This is a genomic window from uncultured Schumannella sp. (assembly GCF_905479755.1).
Taxonomy (GTDB): Bacteria; Actinomycetota; Actinomycetes; order Actinomycetales; family Microbacteriaceae; genus DCRR01.
The window spans coordinates 56,081-72,973 of the sequence record NZ_CAJQNT010000022.1; the positions used below are offsets into that span (position 1 = coordinate 56,081).

At 70.5% G+C, this 16,893-nt stretch carries 16 protein-coding genes; 10 read left to right on the forward strand and 6 right to left on the reverse strand.

From position 1 onward, the window contains the following. The first annotated feature begins 4 nt into the window (after positions 1-4). The 5 genes from QZ258_RS06560 to QZ258_RS06580 all read left to right on the forward strand — a co-directional run bounded on the left by QZ258_RS06560 (position 5) and on the right by QZ258_RS06580 (position 4,553). Positions 5-928 carry an iron chelate uptake ABC transporter family permease subunit gene (locus QZ258_RS06560; protein ID WP_294179928.1) on the forward strand — a complete coding sequence of 308 codons (924 nt, stop codon included), beginning with the start codon at positions 5-7 and terminating at the stop codon, positions 926-928. Continuing rightward, entirely contained in the window at positions 921-1,907 is a 987-nt protein-coding gene (locus tag QZ258_RS06565) for an iron chelate uptake ABC transporter family permease subunit (protein ID WP_294179883.1), read from the forward strand. The genes QZ258_RS06560 and QZ258_RS06565 overlap by 8 nt, the downstream gene beginning before the upstream one ends. After that, a complete protein-coding gene (locus tag QZ258_RS06570) occupies positions 1,904-2,656 on the forward strand; it encodes an ABC transporter ATP-binding protein (RefSeq protein WP_294179884.1) in 753 nt (250 codons plus the stop codon). The genes QZ258_RS06565 and QZ258_RS06570 overlap by 4 nt, the downstream gene beginning before the upstream one ends. Before the next feature lie 22 nt (positions 2,657-2,678). Then, entirely contained in the window at positions 2,679-3,578 is a 900-nt protein-coding gene (locus QZ258_RS06575) for a DMT family transporter (protein WP_294179885.1), read from the forward strand. A gap of 75 nt (positions 3,579-3,653) precedes the next feature. Continuing rightward, entirely contained in the window at positions 3,654-4,553 is a 900-nt protein-coding gene (locus tag QZ258_RS06580) for an EamA family transporter (RefSeq protein ID WP_294179886.1), read from the forward strand. Positions 4,554-4,625: 72 nt separating this feature from the next. On the opposite strand, the gene QZ258_RS06585 is transcribed toward QZ258_RS06580, so the two are convergent. After that, the gene (locus tag QZ258_RS06585) at positions 4,626-6,626 is read right to left on the reverse strand and encodes a DEAD/DEAH box helicase (protein ID WP_294179887.1); all 2,001 of its coding nucleotides are present in this window, start codon (positions 6,624-6,626) and stop codon (positions 4,626-4,628) included. Positions 6,627-6,861: 235 nt separating this feature from the next. Here QZ258_RS06585 and QZ258_RS06590 point away from each other — a divergent pair, with 235 nt between their 5' ends. Beyond that, positions 6,862-7,815 carry an alpha/beta hydrolase gene (locus QZ258_RS06590; protein WP_294179888.1) on the forward strand — a complete coding sequence of 318 codons (954 nt, stop codon included), beginning with the start codon at positions 6,862-6,864 and terminating at the stop codon, positions 7,813-7,815. A 6-nt stretch (positions 7,816-7,821) separates the two neighbouring features. Here QZ258_RS06590 and QZ258_RS06595 read toward each other — a convergent pair whose 3' ends face one another. Beyond that, a complete protein-coding gene (locus QZ258_RS06595) occupies positions 7,822-10,998 on the reverse strand; it encodes an efflux RND transporter permease subunit (RefSeq protein ID WP_294179889.1) in 3,177 nt (1,058 codons plus the stop codon). Between the two features lie 142 nt (positions 10,999-11,140). After that, complete coding sequence (locus tag QZ258_RS06600) at positions 11,141-12,568, reverse strand: PLP-dependent aminotransferase family protein (protein ID WP_294179890.1); 1,428 nt, start codon at positions 12,566-12,568, stop codon at positions 11,141-11,143. Positions 12,569-12,639: 71 nt separating this feature from the next. Between QZ258_RS06600 and QZ258_RS06605 the strand changes: the two genes are divergently transcribed. Beyond that, positions 12,640-13,290, forward strand: coding sequence for a YitT family protein (locus QZ258_RS06605; protein WP_294179891.1), 651 nt, complete (start codon positions 12,640-12,642; stop codon positions 13,288-13,290). Beyond that, positions 13,287-13,415, forward strand: a complete 129-nt coding sequence (locus QZ258_RS06610) for a hypothetical protein (RefSeq protein ID WP_294179892.1) — start codon at positions 13,287-13,289, stop codon at positions 13,413-13,415. The genes QZ258_RS06605 and QZ258_RS06610 overlap by 4 nt, the downstream gene beginning before the upstream one ends. On the opposite strand, the gene QZ258_RS06615 is transcribed toward QZ258_RS06610, so the two are convergent. Both QZ258_RS06615 and QZ258_RS06620 read right to left on the reverse strand, forming a co-directional pair. Next, complete coding sequence (locus tag QZ258_RS06615; protein WP_294179893.1) at positions 13,391-14,164, reverse strand: MerR family transcriptional regulator; 774 nt, start codon at positions 14,162-14,164, stop codon at positions 13,391-13,393. The two genes, QZ258_RS06610 and QZ258_RS06615, sit on opposite strands and share 25 nt — an antisense overlap. 72 nt (positions 14,165-14,236) lie before the next feature. After that, positions 14,237-14,878 carry a hypothetical protein gene (locus QZ258_RS06620; RefSeq protein WP_294179894.1) on the reverse strand — a complete coding sequence of 214 codons (642 nt, stop codon included), beginning with the start codon at positions 14,876-14,878 and terminating at the stop codon, positions 14,237-14,239. Between the two features lie 69 nt (positions 14,879-14,947). Here QZ258_RS06620 and QZ258_RS06625 point away from each other — a divergent pair, with 69 nt between their 5' ends. Next, the gene (locus QZ258_RS06625) at positions 14,948-15,337 is read left to right on the forward strand and encodes a CrcB family protein (protein ID WP_294179895.1); all 390 of its coding nucleotides are present in this window, start codon (positions 14,948-14,950) and stop codon (positions 15,335-15,337) included. Continuing rightward, positions 15,334-15,714 carry a CrcB family protein gene (locus tag QZ258_RS06630; protein WP_294179896.1) on the forward strand — a complete coding sequence of 127 codons (381 nt, stop codon included), beginning with the start codon at positions 15,334-15,336 and terminating at the stop codon, positions 15,712-15,714. Before QZ258_RS06625 ends, QZ258_RS06630 begins: the two co-directional genes overlap by 4 nt. Positions 15,715-15,763: 49 nt before the next feature. Here QZ258_RS06630 and QZ258_RS06635 read toward each other — a convergent pair whose 3' ends face one another. Continuing rightward, positions 15,764-16,885 carry an FAD-dependent oxidoreductase gene (locus QZ258_RS06635; protein ID WP_294179897.1) on the reverse strand — a complete coding sequence of 374 codons (1,122 nt, stop codon included), beginning with the start codon at positions 16,883-16,885 and terminating at the stop codon, positions 15,764-15,766. Positions 16,886-16,893: the final 8 nt, after the last annotated feature.

Here is a 16,893-nt window from a genome sequence, read left to right on the forward strand (position 1 = left end):
CACGATCGCGGGGGCTGCGCTTGTCGCGGCCCTTGCGGTCGTGTCGGTGTTCATCGGGGTGGCCGAGCTCGACGCGCTCGTGCTCTTCGCGAGCCGCATCCCGCGCACCGTCGCCCTCATCCTCGTCGGCGTCTCGATGGCCGTCACCGGTCTGCTCATGCAGGTCTTGACGCGCAACCGCTTCGTCGAACCGTCCACGACCGGCGCGAGCGACGCGGCCACGCTCGCGCTGCTGTTCGTGCTCCTGTTGCAGCCCGGCATGCCGATCTGGGCCAAGGCCATCGTCACCACGATCGGAGCCGCGATCGGGGTCGCCGGATTCCTGGGACTCGCTCGCCGCATCCCGGTGCGTTCCAGCGTGCTCGTGCCCGTCGTCGGGCTCATGTACGCCGGCGTGATCGCCGCCGTCACCACCTTCCTCGCCTACCGCGTCGACCTGCTTCAAGAGCTCAACAGCTGGGCGATCGGCGACCTCTCCAGCATCCTCCGCGGTCGCTACGAGATGCTCTACCTCGCCGCGGCCGCCGCCCTCATCGCCTGGATCGCCGCCGACCGCTTCACGATCGCCGGACTCGGCAGCGACACCGCCCGCGGCCTCGGCCTCAACTCCCGCGCCACTTTCCTCTTGGGCGTCGCCATCGTCGCGCTCGTCACCGGCATCACCACCGTCACCACCGGCGTCATCCCGTTCCTCGGCCTCATCGTGCCCAACATCGCCAGCCGACTCGTCGGCGACAACATGCGGCGCACGGTGCCCCTCGTCGCCATGATCGGCGCCGCCATGGTGCTCGCCTGCGACATCATCGGACGCCTCGTGCGCTTCCCCTACGAGATCCCGCTCGGGGTCGTCATGGGGATCGTCGGCAGCGTCGTCTTCCTCGCGATCCTGCTGCGCTCACCCTCCACGCGGGCGGTGACCCGTGGCTGAGCTACTGACCCGCGAGCGTCGCCGAGCGCGCCCCGGCCGCACCGTCACGTGGCTCGCAATCCTCACCGCACTCGCGCTCGCGTGCATCGCGCTCTACCTCGTCACCGACATGCCGGCCGCCGCGGCGTACGCGCTCGGTCTTCGCGGCCGCACCATCACCGGCATGATCATCGCGGCCGCCGCGATCGGAGTCGCGACGGTGCTGTTCCACACCCTCACCGCCAACCGCATCCTGACGCCCGGCATCATGGGCTTCGACGCCGTGTTCGTGCTGATCCAGACCGGCGTCGCGTTCACCCTCGGGCCCGCCTTCCTCGCCGGCGCGCCTGCCGCGGCGTCGTGGGCGGTCGAACTCGTCGTCATGACCGGCGCCGTCGTCGGGCTCTACTGGTGGCTGTTCGTGCGCCGCCGCCTCGACCTGCACGTCATCGTGCTCGCCGGGCTCATCCTCGGCACCCTGTTCCGCTCGATCACCGCGTTCCTGCAGCGCCTGCTCGACCCCGACACCTTCGCGATCGTGCAGAATCTGGTGTTCGCCTCGTTCACCTCGGTCGACCGCACACTCCTCCTGCCGACCGGACTCCTCGTCGCGGCCGCACTCGCCTCGCTCTGGCCGATCCGCCGTTCCCTCGACGTGCTCGCCCTCGGCGAGACGCCCGCGATCGGCCTGGGGGTCGACCATCGCCGCGTCGTCATGCACACCGTGATCGTGATCGCGGTGATGGTGGCCGCCTCGACCGCGCTCGTCGGCCCGGTCGCGTTCTTCGGGCTACTCGCCGCCAACCTCGCCTACAGCCTCGTCGGCCACCGGCATCGGCACAGCATCCCCGCGGTCGTCGCGGTCGGCACGATCGCACTCGTCGGCGGCCAACTCGTGCTCGACCGTGTGCTCGGCTTCGGCACCGAACTGCCGATCGTGATCGAGTTCCTCGGCGGCGTGCTGTTCATCGTTCTTGTACTCACCGGGAGGGCCCGATGATCCAGACCCAGAATCTCGGCAAACGCCACGGCCCCACCGTGGCCGTCGACGACGTCAGCGTCGCCATCGCCGCCGGCCTGACCGCCATCATCGGTCCGAACGGTGCCGGGAAGTCGACGCTGTTGACCCTCATCGGCCGGCTCGCGCGCATGGATGCCGGCGCCGCCGTGGTCGGGGGTCTCGACGTGGCCACGACCAAGACGCGCACCCTCGCCCAGCGTCTCGCCGTCCTGCGGCAAGACAACCACCTGGCGATTCGCCTCACGGTCGCCGACCTCGTCGGCTTCGGGCGGTTCCCGCACGGCGGCTCCGGACGCAGCGCCGACGACCTCGAGCACATCGAACGCGCCCTCGACCTGCTCGAGCTCGCCGAGCTGCGCGATCGCTACCTCGACGAGCTCTCGGGCGGTCAGCGCCAGCGCGCCTTTGTGGCGATGGCGGTGGCGCAAGACACCGACTACCTGCTGCTCGACGAGCCGCTCAACAACCTCGACCCCCGGCACGCCGTCGCGCTCATGAAACTGCTCGCCGAGTTGGCCCAGACGCGCGGCCTCACGATCGTCGTCGTCATGCACGACATCAATACCGCGGCGCAGTTCGCCGACACGATCATCGCGATGAAAGACGGACGCATCCACTGCCACGGAACCGTCGACGACGTCGTGACGGTGCCGAACCTCGCCACGCTCTACGAGACACCCGTCCGCGTGGAGCGCCTCGGCGCGCGCCGCGTGGTGCTCTGGGACTGAGATTCGGCATTAGCGTGGGACGGTGATTCCCGTCGTTGTCGGCCTGTCAAGCGCCCTCGTCTTCGGCGCCGCCGACTTCTTCGGCGGTCTCGCCGCCCGCCGCATCCAGCCGATCCGCGTGACGTTCCTCGCCGCGATCGCGGGCCTCGTCCTCATGGCGATCGTGGCCCCGTTCGTGGGCGGCGCCGTCTCCCAGGGCGCACTGTTCTGGGGCGCACTGTCCGGGCTCACCGGTGGCATCGCGATCATGCTGCTCTACGCGGCGCTCGCGATCGGTCCGATGAGCATCCTGTCGCCGCTGACCGCCGTGATCTCGGCGATCGTGCCGATGTCCTGGGGTCTGGTCGGTGGCGAGACGCTGACCCTCCTCGGGTACGTCGCGCTCGGGCTCGCGCTCGTGGCGGTGGTGCTCGTCGGATTCGTTCCCGAAAAGGGCGCGGTGCGCCCCCGGGCGCGCGGCATCGTCTACGCCATCGGCTCCGGCACGCTGATCGGCGTGTTCTTCATCCTGATGGATCAGACCCCCGACGACTCGGGGCTGATCCCCCTGGTCGCCAACCGCGCCACCAGCGCGCTCGTCCTCGGCATCATCGTGCTCGCCCTGATTCTGTGGTCCCGACGTTTCCCCGACTCGGCGATGGATGCGCGCACCGGCTGGCGTGCCGGACTCGCGATCGCCTTCCTCTGCGGCATCCTCGACGCCACCGCGAACGCGATGATCCTGTTCGGCCTGCGGCTCGGCGAACTCAGCATCGTCTCGGTCTTGGTGGCGCTCTATCCGGCGGGCACGATCCTGCTCGCCGCCCTCGTCTTGCGCGAACGGATCGCGCCGGTGCAGTGGGCGGGACTCGCCCTCGCCGTGGCGGCCGCTGCGATGCTCGGCTCGCACCGCGACCTGACGGCGGTGCTCGGGCTCGGCTAGCCTCGGCGCCATCACGTCGAGCGGTCGACGGGCGAGGTGGCACGTGGTCCCTCGCGCGGCGGATAGCGTGGAGCGGTGATCCCTGTTCTCGTCGGCGTCAGCGCCGCGTTCATCTTCGGCGCCGCGGACTTCATGGGGGGAATGGGGTCTCGCCGCATCGCCGCGGTGCGGGTGACGTTCATGTCCGGGGTCACCGGCCTCGTGCTCATGCTCATCATCGCGCCTCTCGTCGGCGGGGTGGCCTCCGTGGAGGCCTTTGCGTGGGGTGCGATCGCGGGCGTGAGTGGCGGCGTCGCGATCATGCTGCTCTACGCGGCGCTCGCCATCGGGCCGATGAGCATCTTGTCGCCCCTGACCGCCGTCGTCTCGGCGATCATTCCGATGACCTGGGGCCTCGCCACGGGCGAACGGCTGACGATGCTCGGATACCTCGCCCTCGCCCTCGCCCTGGTCGCCGTGGTGCTCGTCGGCTTCGTTCCCGAGAAGGGTGCGGTGCGGCCGAAGCTTCGCGGCATCCTCTATGCCGTCGGCTCCGGCGCGCTGATCGGGGTGTTCCTCGTCTCCATCGACCACGCCCCCGCCGACTCCGGGCTGTACCCGCTGGTCACCCACCGCCTGGCGACGGTGCTCGTCCTCGGCGCCGTCATCGTCGGAATGGCGCTCCTCGCGCGGCGTCGCCCGACCGCGTCGCCGACGCGCATCACGGGATGGCGCGCGGGTGTCGCCTTCGCGATCGCGTGCGGAGCGCTCGAGGTCACGGCGAACTCGTTGATCCTGATCGGGCTGCGCCTGGGCGATCTCAGCATCATGTCGGTGCTCATCGCGTTGTACCCGGCGGGCACGATCCTGCTCGCCGGCATTGTGCTGCGCGAGCGCATCGCCCCCGTGCAATGGATCGGACTCGCGCTCGCGCTCATTGCGGCCGCCACACTCGGCTCGCACCGCGACCTCTCGACGGCGCTCGGGCTCGGCTGACCCGCTGGCCCGAGACGCGAAACGGGGGCGGCGCCGTGCGGCACCACCCCCGTCTCCCACGGTCGTTGCGGACTAGGCGATCGCGACGCCCTCGGCGAGGTCGCGGATGACGTCATCGCCCGGGCGGACCTGAGTCCACTCGGCGGTGATCTCGGCACGGTCCAGCAGGTCCTCCGTCTTGCGACGGCGGCTGCGCGGCACGAGCGTCACGACGACACCGGACTTGCCGGCGCGACCGGTGCGGCCGGAGCGGTGCAGGTACGACTTGTACTCGTCGGGCGCATCCGCCTGGATGACCAGATCGACGTCGTCGACGTGGATGCCGCGCGCGGCGACATCGGTGGCGACGAGCGCCTGCAGACGACCCTTGCTGAACTTCTCCAGCGCGCGCTGACGGCGCGACTGGTTGAGGTCACCGTGGATCGCGTCGGCGGCGATTCCGGCCTCGTCGAGGAAGTCGGCGAGCTGCTCGGCGAACGCACGGGTGCGAGCGAAGACGAGCTTCTTGCCGGGACCGGCGGCGAGCTCGGCGAGCACCGCGAGCTTGTCGCGCTGGTCGAGCAGGAGCACGCGGTGGTCGATCGTCGAGCTGGCCTGGTCTTCCCCGGCGACCTCGTGGACGCTCGGGTTGACGAGGTAGCGCTCGACGATGTCGGCGACACCCTTGTCGAGGGTGGCGGAGAACAGCAGCTTCTGGCCGCCCTCGCTCGTGCGGTCGAGAATCTCCTGCACGGGCTCGGCGAAGCCGAGCTCGCACATGTGGTCGGCCTCGTCGAGCACGGTCACCACGACCTGCGACAGGTCGAGTCGACCCTGCGACGACAGGTCCTGGATGCGGCCGGGCGTGCCCACGACGATGTCAACACCGCGGTCGAGGGCACCGAGCTGACGCTGGTACGGAACGCCGCCGTAGATCTGCGTGGTGAAGAGCCCGACGCTACGCGCGATCGGCTGCACCGTGCGGTCGATCTGCAGGGCGAGCTCGCGCGTCGGCGCGAGGATCAGGGCGCGGGGCTTGCGGCCCGGCTGACGGCGCTTGCTGTCGCCGGCCTGCATCCGCAGCAGGCGCTCGACGAGCGGGGCGCCGAAGGCGATGGTCTTGCCGGAGCCGGTGCGGCCACGGCCGAGCACGTCGCGACCCGCGAGCACCTCGGGGATCGTGCCCGCCTGGATCGGGAACGGCGAGGCCGCGCCCAGTTCGGCGAGCGCGCGCACGATGTTGTCGCCGAGGCCGAGGTCGCCGAAGCTCACACCCTCGGAGTCTCCGACGACGATGGCCTGCGCCTCGAGGCGCTCGAGCACGACGTCGTCGGTCGGCACGAAGCGCGCGGCCTCGTCCTGACGCGGGGCGCGCGCCGGGCGGTCGTCGCGGAAGTCGCGACGGGGACGGTCGTCGTTGAAGTCGCGACGCGGGCGGTCGTTGCCGAAGTCGCGGCGCGGACGGTCATCGCGCGCGGGGCGCTCGTCACGGTTGTAGCGCGGACGCTCGTCACGATCGTTGCGGGCCGGACGGTCGTCACGGTTGTAACGGGGACGCTCGTCACGGTCACTCCGAGCCGGACGGTCATCGCGGTTGTAACGGGGACGCTCGTCACGGTCACTCCGTGCCGGACGGTCGTCACGGTTGTAGCGCGGACGCTCGTCACGGTCACTGCGCGCCGGACGGTCGTCGCGGTTGAAGCGCGGACGCTCGTCGCGAGCCGGACGCTCATCGCGGTCGTAGCGCGGACGCTCGTCGCGGTCGCCCCGGGCGGGACGGGCATCGCGGTCACCGCGGCCGGTGCGCTGGGCGTCGCGCTCGAAGCGCGACTGCTTGGGGCGGGGCTCCCAGTTGGGGCGCTCACCGCTGCGCTCGCCGCGCGGGGCGGACTCACCACCACGCGGGCGGTCGGCGGCACGGCCGCGAGCCACGCGGTCGTCGCTACTCCAGCGCGCCTTCTTGGCGGCCGGAGCGGAGCCGGCCGCGGCATCCTCGGCACGGTAGCCGCGGTGCTTGGGGCTCTTGCTACCCGACTTGGGGGCGTTGGACTTGAATTTCGGCGCGCGCACAGGAGCGCCCTTTTTCTGAGGCATGAATGTCTTTTTCCGGTTGTAGTCACACAGAGTGCACAACGACTGAACGCAGCCGCGTGAGAACCCGGGCGATACTGACCGGGGCCGTTTTCCTGAATGGATTCCTCGTCAACGGATGCGCTGACGATCCGGCCCGATTCGACACACAGTGAAGCATTGCGGAGAGTTCCGCTGTCGAGAGCCGACCTCGATACCTTACAGGACCGACGGGGATTTCGCCTATGCTCGCCTGAACATGCCCCGAGTCGCCCCGCCGATCAGAGCTTTCGCGCTCGTGGCACTGTGCGGTGCGGTTCTGACCGGATGCGTCACCGATGCGGGCGAGTCCGAGCCCGCCGACGACACCGCCGAGGCTCTCGTCGCCGCCCCGTTGGGCCTTCCCCTCGTCGACGGTGTCACCGTGCAGGAGGGCCTCGTCTACTCCTCGCCCGACGGCACGGACCTCGCCCTGGATGCGTGCCTCCCGGCGACCGTGACGACCGAATCGCGCCCCGCGATCGTCTTCATTCACGGAGGTAGCTGGTACCGCGGCGCGCGCGACGAGCCGCTGTACCGCGAGACCTGCGAGTGGCTGGCGGGCGCCGGATACCCCACCTTCTCGATCAGCTACCGGCTCTCCCCGACGGCGCACTTCCCTGATGCCACCGACGACGTGCGCGCGGCGCTCGCCTGGGTGCGCGAGCCCGCGCAGATTGCCGCCTTCGACCTCGACCCCGATCGGATCGCGCTGTTCGGCAGCTCGGCCGGCGGCACGCTCGCGTCCTGGGTCGGCACCGCGGGCGAGGGCGCGTGGTCGGCGGAGGGCCGGGTGGCGGCCGTCGTCGAACTGAGCGCCCCCATCGACCTGAGCGGCATCGCCGAAGACGCGCGGCTGACGCCGCGGCGTCTCGACTATCTGGGATGCGTGTCCGACGCGGACTGCGCGGCGGCGGCGCTCGCCTCGCCGATCAGCGCGGTGGATGCCAGCGATCCACCGGTCTTCATCGTGCACTCGGAGGACGAGTTCGTTCCGGCCGAGCAGGGCGAGTTGTTCGCGACGGCGCTTGGCGCCGCGGGGGTGGACGTCGAGTTCCTCGTCGTGCCCGGCGACCGCCACGCGATCATGCTGCTCGACGCCGACATCTCGGTGCGCATCCTCGACTTCCTGGCGCGCACGATCGGCGGCGAAGCGATCCTCGCCGCCGATTGAGCGCCGTTAGCTCGCGCCCGCGGACTCCGACGCGGCCGCGCGCGCCTCGCGCTTCGCGGCGCGACGCTCGGAGGCGCCCTCGACGAGCGCGTAGAGCGTCGGCAGCACGACGAGGGTGAGCAGCGTCGACGACAGCAGACCGCCGATCACGACGATCGCGAGCGGTTGCGAGATGAACCCACCCTCGCCCGTGATGCCGAGCGCCATCGGGATGAGCGCCACGATCGTCGCGAGCGCGGTCATCAGAATCGGGCGCAGACGACGCGAGGAGCCGTGCTCGACCGCGTCGTTCACCTTCATACCGCGATCTCGATACTGATTCACGAGATCGACGAGCACGATGGCGTTCGTCACCACGATGCCGATCAGCATGATCACGCCGATGATCGAGGCGATGCCGAACGGCACCCCACTCGCGAGCTGCAACAGGATCGCGCCGGTCGCCGCGAACGGCACCGAGACCAGCAGCAGCAGCGGCTGGCGCAGGCTGCGGAAGGTCGCCACCATGATGATGTAGGTGATCAACAGGGAGGCCAACGCGGCCAATCCCAGCTGGGCGAAGCCCTCCTGCTGGTCGGCGACGGCACCGCCGACGGTCGCCGAGGCGCCCTCCGGCAGGTCGGCCTCGGCCACGGCGGCCGTGATCAGGGCGCCCGCCGATCCGAGATCCGCCGTGCTCGGGGTGACCGTCACCTCGGCGGTGCGCACCCCGCGCTCGGTCGTGATCGAGGTCGGCCCGTTGGTGATCTCCACGTCGGCGATCTCGTCCAGACGCACCGTGTCCCCGGTCGGCGTCTGCAGTTCGTAGTCGCGCAGCTGTTCGAGCGTCTCGGGCTCGTCGGGGTCGACGAGGTAGATCGAGACCTGCGTGTTGTCGAGCTCGAAGTCTCCCGAGGCGGCCGGCTGCATCGCCTGCGCCACCAGGCGCCCGACCGCGAACTCGCTGAGGCTGTACTCGGCGGCCGCCTCCCGATCCACCTCGACCGAGATGAACGGCCGGCTCGCCGCCAGGTTGCTGGTGGCCTCCGCGGTCACGTCGAGGTCGTTCACGGCGTCGAGCACCGCGGTCGTGGCCGCGATGAGCGCCTCCTCGTCTCCGGCGGAGATCTGAATCGAGATGTCGCTCGAGGCGAACGCGGCGCTCTCGCCGCCGCCAACCGTGACCTCGCCCACATCGCTGAGGCCGTCGATCGCGGCGCGCACCGCGGCCGTGATCTCATCCTGGTCGCCGTCCTCGTCGGTGGTGAGCGAGAAGGTCGCATCCGAGCCCCCGCCGAAGAAGGCCGAGAGCCCCGAGGATCCGCCGATCGCCGACTGCACGATCTCGACGCCGTCCACCTCGAGCAGGGCCTGCTCCACCGTGGTGGCGGCGGCATCCTTCGCCTCGAGGTCGGCGCCGGCATCGATCGTCTGGGTGACGGTGATCGTGTTGGCGCCGCTGGATCCGATGAAGTTGGTCTGCAGCAGCGGCACGGTGGCGATCGTGCCGCCCATCACCAGCACGGCGGCGAGTAGCGTGATCGCGGGTCGACGCAGCGTCCAGCGGATGACCGGCAGATACACGCGCTGAAGGCGAGTCGGGCGTTCGAGCTCGTCCTCCCCGGAGGCCGCGGCCACCTGCGCCGCCTCGGCCTTGGCGATCGCCTTCGCGCTGAGCGGCTTACGACCGAGGAACCAGTAGGCCAACACGGGCACGATCGTCAGGGCGACGAACAGCGAGGCGGCGAGCGCGATCGTGACGGTGACGGCGAAGGGCCGGAACAGCTCGCCCGTGATGTCACTGACGAGGGCGAGCGGCAAGAACACGGCGATCGTGGTGATCGTGGAGGCGGTGATCGCCGTGGCGACCTCGCGCACACCGGTCTTGATCGCGGTCAGCTTGTCGTCGCCGAGGGCGAGGTGCCGCTTGATGTTCTCGATGACGACGATGGAGTCGTCGACGACGCGACCGATCGAGATGGTGATCGCGCCGAGGGTGAGCACGTTGAGCGAATAGCCGCTCGCCCACATCCCGATGAAGGTCACCAGCAGCGAGGCGGGGATCGAGATGGCGGTCACCAGGGTCGAACGGATCGACACCAGGAACACGAAGATGACGATGATCGCGGCCGCAAGACCCAACATGCCCTCGGTCGCGAGGGTCTCGATCGAGCGCTCGATCGACGGCGCCTGGTCGAAGACGACGGTGAACTCGGTGTTCGATCCGACCTTCGCCGCGACCTCCTCGAGCGCCTCCGAAACGGCGTGCGACACGTCGACCGTGTTGCCGGTCGCGGTCTTGGTGATCGCGACCGCGAGCGAGGGTTCGCCGTTGACGCGGGCGATCGAGTCGGAGGGGTTGTCGACGAGGTCGACGCTCGCGAGGTCGTCGATCGTGAGCTCTTGCGCCTCGCGCGTCGTCACCTCGCCGAACCCGGGCACTGTTTCGGTCTCGGTGGTGAAGCCGCCGAGGACGGGGAGCGCGCGGATCTCGTCGATCGAGCCGATGCGGTTGCCGGACTGGACGGTGAGGGTGGTGCCGTCTTCGGCGATCTCACCCACCGCGAGCAGGACACCCGCCGAACCCAGCGCGTCGACGATCGACTGCGTCGTGAGGTTGTTGTCGTCGAGCTTCTCGGGGTCGTAGGTGATTTCGACGCGCTCGCCCGCACCGCCGGTCACGGAGGCCTCGCTCACCCCGTCGAGGGACTGGAACTCGGGCACCGCGATCGACTCGAGTCGGCTGGTGAGCTGGTTCTGATCGAGGTCGCTCGTGACCGCGAGTTGGATGACCGGGAAGTCATCGAAGGAGAAGGTCGCCACCGTCGGGGTGACGTCATCGGGCAGCTGGTTCGCGATCCGATTGAGGGCGAGCTGCACCTTCTGCTCGGCCGTCGTCAGGTCGGTGCCGTAGTCGAATTCCGCGGTGACCAGGGAGAGCCCCGACCCGGAGGTCGCGCTCGTGCCGCTCAGACCGCGGATGCCCTGCAGGGCCGCCTCAACCGGCGTCGACACGTCGTTCTCGACGACCGCGGGACTCGCGCCCGGGTAGCTGGTCGAGATGCTGACCTGCGGGAGGCTGATCGAGGGGAACAGTTCCTGCTTGAGCTGCGCGATCGCGATGCCGCCGAACAGTCCGATGACGATCGTGACGAGCGCGATGAGCGCACGGTTGCGCAGGCTGAAGACGGAAAGCAGATGCACGGGGAGGACTCCTTGAGGTGTGTGGTCCCCGCGGCGGTGCAGACCGCGGGCATTCGCGCACGCCAGCGCGCACGTGAGCCAGTATCACAAGCCTGTTCGCCCGCACTGTACTCCCCGGGGATGATTTCACGCCGGGAGGTGCTCAGACGACCTGCGCGTACTCCGGTTCGACGGCGAGCGCGGGCGCACGGCGCACCCGCGACCACGCCGCGATGAGCCGGTCGACTCCGCGCTCGATCTCGTCACTCGGGTAGGTGAACGGGACGCGCACGAACCGCTCGAACACGCCTCCCTCGACCCCGAAGCGCGGGCCGGCCGCGAGGATGAGTCCCTCGGCCCGCGCCGCGATTGCCAGCGGCGTGCTCATCGGGGCGCCGAGATTGATCCAGCTGGCGATGCCCCCCTCGGTGTGCGGCACCTCCCACTCGGGGATCGCGGCCCGCAGTCGCGCCGAGAGCTGGTCGCGGCCGCGGGTGAGGGCGGCGCGACGCTCGGCGAGGATCTCTTCGTAGCGCGGGAGCAATTCGATCAGCACGAGCTGATCGAGGATCGGCGTGCCGAGGTCGCCCGTGAAGCGCTCGCGCGCGGCGCGTTGAATGAAGTCGCGCTCGGCGCGGATCCAGCCGAACCGGAGCCCGCCCCACACCGACTTGCCGAGCGACCCGATCGAGACGGCGGGACCGGTCGCGGCGAAGGGGGGAGGCGTGGGGCGGCCGACGAGTCCGAGTCCGGCGATCGTCTCGTCGGCGACGATGACGGTGCCGTGTCGCGCCGCGAGGCGCGCGACGCGCTCGCGCATGTCGGCATCCATGGTGCGGCCGGTCGGGTTGTGGTTCTCGGGCTGCAGGTAGGCGAGCACGGGGCTCGTGCGCGGAAACACCTGTTCCAGCGTCGTGGCGTCCCACCCGTCGCCGGTCGTGACCGGGACCGGCACCGGCCGACCGCCCGCCGCGCGGATCGCCTCGAGGGCGTGCGGGAAGGTCGGCGCCTCGACGACCGCGCGGTCGCCGCGCGCGAGGAGAGTTCGCGCGATCAAGTGGATCGCGTGCTGCGCCCCGACGGTGATCATGAGCTGGTCGGCGGTGGTCGGCACGCCGCGCGCCGTGTAGTGCTCGGCGAGCGCTTGCCGTGCCACGAGAAGTCCGAGCGGATCGAAGCCGGATTCGCCGAGGAAGCGGGGCAGATGCGCCACGGCGCGCTCGGCGGCGCCCGCCACCCCGTTGACCGCCGGGAGCATCGCCTTGCCGAAGTCGACGAAGCCGACGGGGATGTCGGGGTCGGCGTCGAGGTCGTCGTGCCGCGGGAGGCGCGCGACGCTTCCCGAGCCGCGGGTGCTGGCGACGAAGGAGGCCTCGCGCAGGCTCGCGTACGCCGACGACACGGTCGTCCGGCTGAGGGCGAGCTGCTGAGCGAGCTCGCGCTCGGCGGGCAGGCGCGTGCCGAGCGGGATCCGCCCGTCGAGGATGAGCAAGCGGATGCGGTCGGCGAGCTCTTGATAGACGGGGCCGCGGGTGGCGTCACGCCACCCGCGCAGGAGAGAGGCCAACGCGCGGGCGGAAAGCGAAGTCACCCGGCCACCTTACGCCAGTCGCCGGGAATTGGCATCTTGATTGCAGTCCAATTCGGGCCTTGACTGGCGACATGACCTCACGCATCCCCGCCCACGGCGCGAATTGGACGCGACGCTGGGCGCAGCTCCTCATCGGGCTCGTGCTCTACGGCGTCGCGCTCGGGGTCATGGCGCGTGCCGGAATCGGCGTCGCCCCCTGGGATGTTCTCGGGCAGGGGATCGCCCGGCAGACCGGGTTGCCGTTCGGGCTCGTCACGAACCTCGTCGGCGCGCTCGTGCTGGTGCTCTGGATCCCCCTCAGGCAGAGACCGGGTATCGGCACGATTCTCAATGTGCTCCTCATCGGCACGAGCGCCGAGCTCGGCCTCTGGCTCGTCCCGCAGCAGACGGTGCCCTGGCAGCAGGCGATCGTGTTCGCCGGCGGGCTCGCGCTGCTCGCCGTGGCGAGCGGGCTCTACATCGGGGCACGCCTCGGACCCGGCCCGCGCGACGGCCTGATGACGGGCGTTCACGCCCGCACCGGCTGGCCCATCTGGGCGGTGCGCACCGGCATCGAGGTGACGGTGCTGGCGGTCGGCTGGATGCTCGGAGGCCAGTTCGGCATCGGCACGGTCGCCTTCGCGCTGCTGATCGGCCCGATGGTGGGAGTCACCCTGCCGCTGCTGCGCGTGCCCGAGCTGCCCCGCCCGCTCGAGCCGCACCGAGAGGAGGTGCCCGCATGATGCTCCTCCTCGCTCTCGGCGCGCTCGCGCTGTGGGGCATGATCGCCACGATCGTCGTCGTCGCGCACGACGGCTATCGCGCGATCCCGGACGACCCCGCCTACGACAGCCGGTTTGCCGCGTAGGCGACGAGAGCGTCGCGCACGAACCTCGCCCCGCTCTCGCCGCCGTAGTTGGCGGCGAAGCGCGGATCGGCCACGTACATCTCGGCCAGGCCGAGCACGTACTCCGCCGGCGCCTGGTCGCCGTCGCGCGGCGTGCCCGGGATGCTTCCCAGCCACTCCACGTGCCGTTCGGCGAGCGCGCGCGCCTCCTCCGAGTCCGAACCGATCCCGCGCTCAGCGGCCGCGATCCAGTCGCGGTTCAGAGTCGCCACCTGCTCGCGAAACACGGCCTGGCCCTCGGCCCCGAGGCCGCGCCACCAGGCATCGCTGGAGGCCCAGGTGTCGGCGCCCCAACGCTCTTCGACCTCTTCGCGGTACTGCGCGTGGTCGAAGCCATCGAACATGTCTTCTGCCATGAGTTGTTCACCCCCTTCCAGGTTGTCGATCGTCCACTCGACGCTTGAGATCTGCCGCGCGAGCCTCCCCTGCTCTCGTCGGAGCTGGGCGAGCTGCTCGCGCAGCGCCTCGCGGTCGTCGCGCTGTCCCGCGATCACGTCGGCGATTGCAGGAATGCCGAGGCCCAGTTCGCGGAGCAGCAGCACGCGCTGCAGCCGCACGAGCGCGGTCTCGTCGTAGTAGCGGTAGCCGTTGGACCCGATCCGGCTGGGCGGAACGAGCCCCACCTGGTCGTAGTGACGCAGGGTGCGACTCGTCGTGCCCGCCAGTCGGGCGATCTCCTGGATGCTCCAGTCGCGCGTCGTCGTGGTCATGGAGTCGACCGTACAAGTTGACGCTGCGTCAAGGTCAAGCGTGTCGCCAGCGCGGCGCGGCGAGGCGGCGCGCTACCCGGCGAAGCCCACCGGAATCGCCAGATCCTGCACCCGATCCGCGGCGGCGGTGTGGTCGTTGCGGGTGTAGATCGCGCACGCCTCCACCCGGCAGTCGAGGTTCTCGCCCACCGGATCCGGCACCTCGAGGTAGGCGGTGAAACTCCCCGCCGTCGTGTCGTCGAACGAGCGCGCACCGAACAGCCGCCACGCCCAGTCGTCGTTGATCCAGTTGCTCGCAGCGAACTGGATGGTGCCCTCGGCGACCTCCTGCTGCTCCTGGGTCGGAATCCCACCCAAGCACGGCCCCGGCTTCTCGCCCGCGGAATCCGGGATGCGACAGATCGCCACGTAGATGCCGCGCGCCGGGTCGTACCCGGTGCCCGACACGACCACCCGGTCGCCGGCGACCAGTGCGGAGGTGTCGACGGTCGCCGTCGCCTCGAACGCGGACACCTCGAGCGCGCGGTCGCGACCGTCATCGCCCGAGGCCGTGACGCGTGTCGGCCACTCCTCCTCGGTGGGGTCTTGGTTCGCCAGCCCCTGGTTCGAATGCGTCAAGATCGGCACCGCGATGAGCGCCGTCGGAACCAGGACGAGCACGAGCGCGGCCGCGAGAATCCACGGCCAGCGGCGACGTCGGACGTTGGAGGGCACGGCCCGATCATACGAGCGCGCGGGCCGGGCGACCGGGTCGAGCACAGCAACGCGGCTACGCTGTCGCGCGTGACGATCCTCGCGGTACTGCTCGGGGGCGCGCTCGGCACCGGGCTGCGCCTCGCGCTCGACGCGCTCCTGCCGCACGCCGACGCCGGTTTCCCGTGGTCGACGCTGCTCGCGAACGTCGCCGGATCCTTCCTGCTCGGGCTGCTCGTCGGCCGGTTTGAGTTCTCCACCCCGGTCTGGGCGCGCGCGGGGCTTCGCACCGGAGTGCTCGGCTCCTTCACGACCTTCTCCGCGCTCGCCGTGTCTTTCGTCGCCCTCGTCGACACCGCGCAGTGGGGGCTCGCCCTCGCCTACCTCGGCGCCACGCTCCTGCTCGGCCTCGCCGCCGCCGCGCTCGGGCTGGGCATCGGAACCCGACGCCGGATGCCACCCCTCCAGGTGACCGAATGAGCACCTGGGTGATCGCCGCGGCCCTCGGCGCCGGGGCGCTCGGAGCGCTCGCGCGCTACGGGGTCACGGTGCTGCTCAGTCATCCGCGTGCGCGCATCCCGTGGGCGGTGCTCACCGTCAACGTGGTCGGCTCGGCCCTCGGCGGCGTGCTGCTCGCGCTCGCGGTGACCGGCCAGATCGACCCGGAGCTGCGCTTCGTGCTCTTCGGCGGCTTCGCGGGCGGACTCACCACCTTCAGCACGCTGAGCGTCGAGACGCTTCAGCTGGCCTCCCGCCGCCGGGTGCGCGCCGCGATCGTGAGCCTTGCCGGCAACCTCGTGCTCGGGTTGGCGAGTGCGGGCGCGGGATTCGCGCTCACCCTCGCCGTGCTGGCGTAGTGCTGCGCGGGCGCCGGGCGCGTCGAGCAGTGGCCTGCGCGCGCGGGCCTCAGACGCCGAGCTTGCTGAGCGTCGCCACGACCTGCCGCGCGATCGTGCGCCCGGCCCGGTTCGCGCCGATCGTGCTCGCCGTCGGACCGTAGCCGGCGAAGAACACGCGCGGATTTCGCCAGGAGACCCCGCCGCCGACGACCACGCCGCCCTCCTTCTCGCGCAGCTTCAGCGGGGCGAGGTGACGTAGCTCGGGGCGGAATCCGGTCGACCAGATGATCGCGTCGGCCGGCCGGAAACTGCCGTTGCTCCAGCGCACGCCCGTCGGTTCGATCTTCTCGAACATCGGATGCGCCACCAGCAGACCGCGATCAATGCCGGCCTGAATGCGACGGCTGCGCGGAACCCCGGTGGTGCTCACGATGCTCGGCAGGGCGCGACCCTCGCGCGCGGCGGCATCCTGCAGCGCCACCGCGGAGGCGCCCGCCTCCAAGTCGAGGCCCTGCGAGTCGAGGAACTGGATCGGGCGACGCGAGACCCAGACGAGCGACTTGGCGATCCCCTCGAGCTCCATCAGGAATCCGATCGCACTCGTGCCGCCGCCGACGACCACGACCGCCTGGTCGCGGAACTCCTCCGCGTCGCGGTACTCGGCGGTGTGCAGGTGCCGGCCGGCGAACGAGTTCATGCCGGGGTAGTAGGGAACGAACGGCGCGCCCCAGGTTCCCGTCGCGTTGACCACCACCGGCGCACGCACGGTCTTCTCCTCGACCTCGTCGTCGCCGTCCACCCCGGGAAGCGTGAACGACACGGCGAGACCGTCGAGCTCGGGCGTAACCGAGGTGACATCCGCGGGCCGCACGACCTGGAGCCCGAAATGCTCCTCGTAGCGGCCGTAGTAGTCGGCAACGACGTCCTTCGCGGGCGCCTGGCGATCGGCGGTGTCGAAACTCAGCCCGAGCTCATCCATCCCCGGAAGGTCGTTGACGCGGTGCGCATAGCCGAGACGCAGGGCCTCCCACCGGAACTGCCAGGCGCCACCGGCACCCGGGCCGCGGTCGAGCACCACGAAGTCGTTCCCTGGGTCGAGACCGAGGCGGCGCAGGTAGAACGCCGTCGACAGTCCCGCCTGACCGCCGCCGATCACGACCACAGAGGTGTCGTAGGTGGGCTCGGTCACGCGGTCAA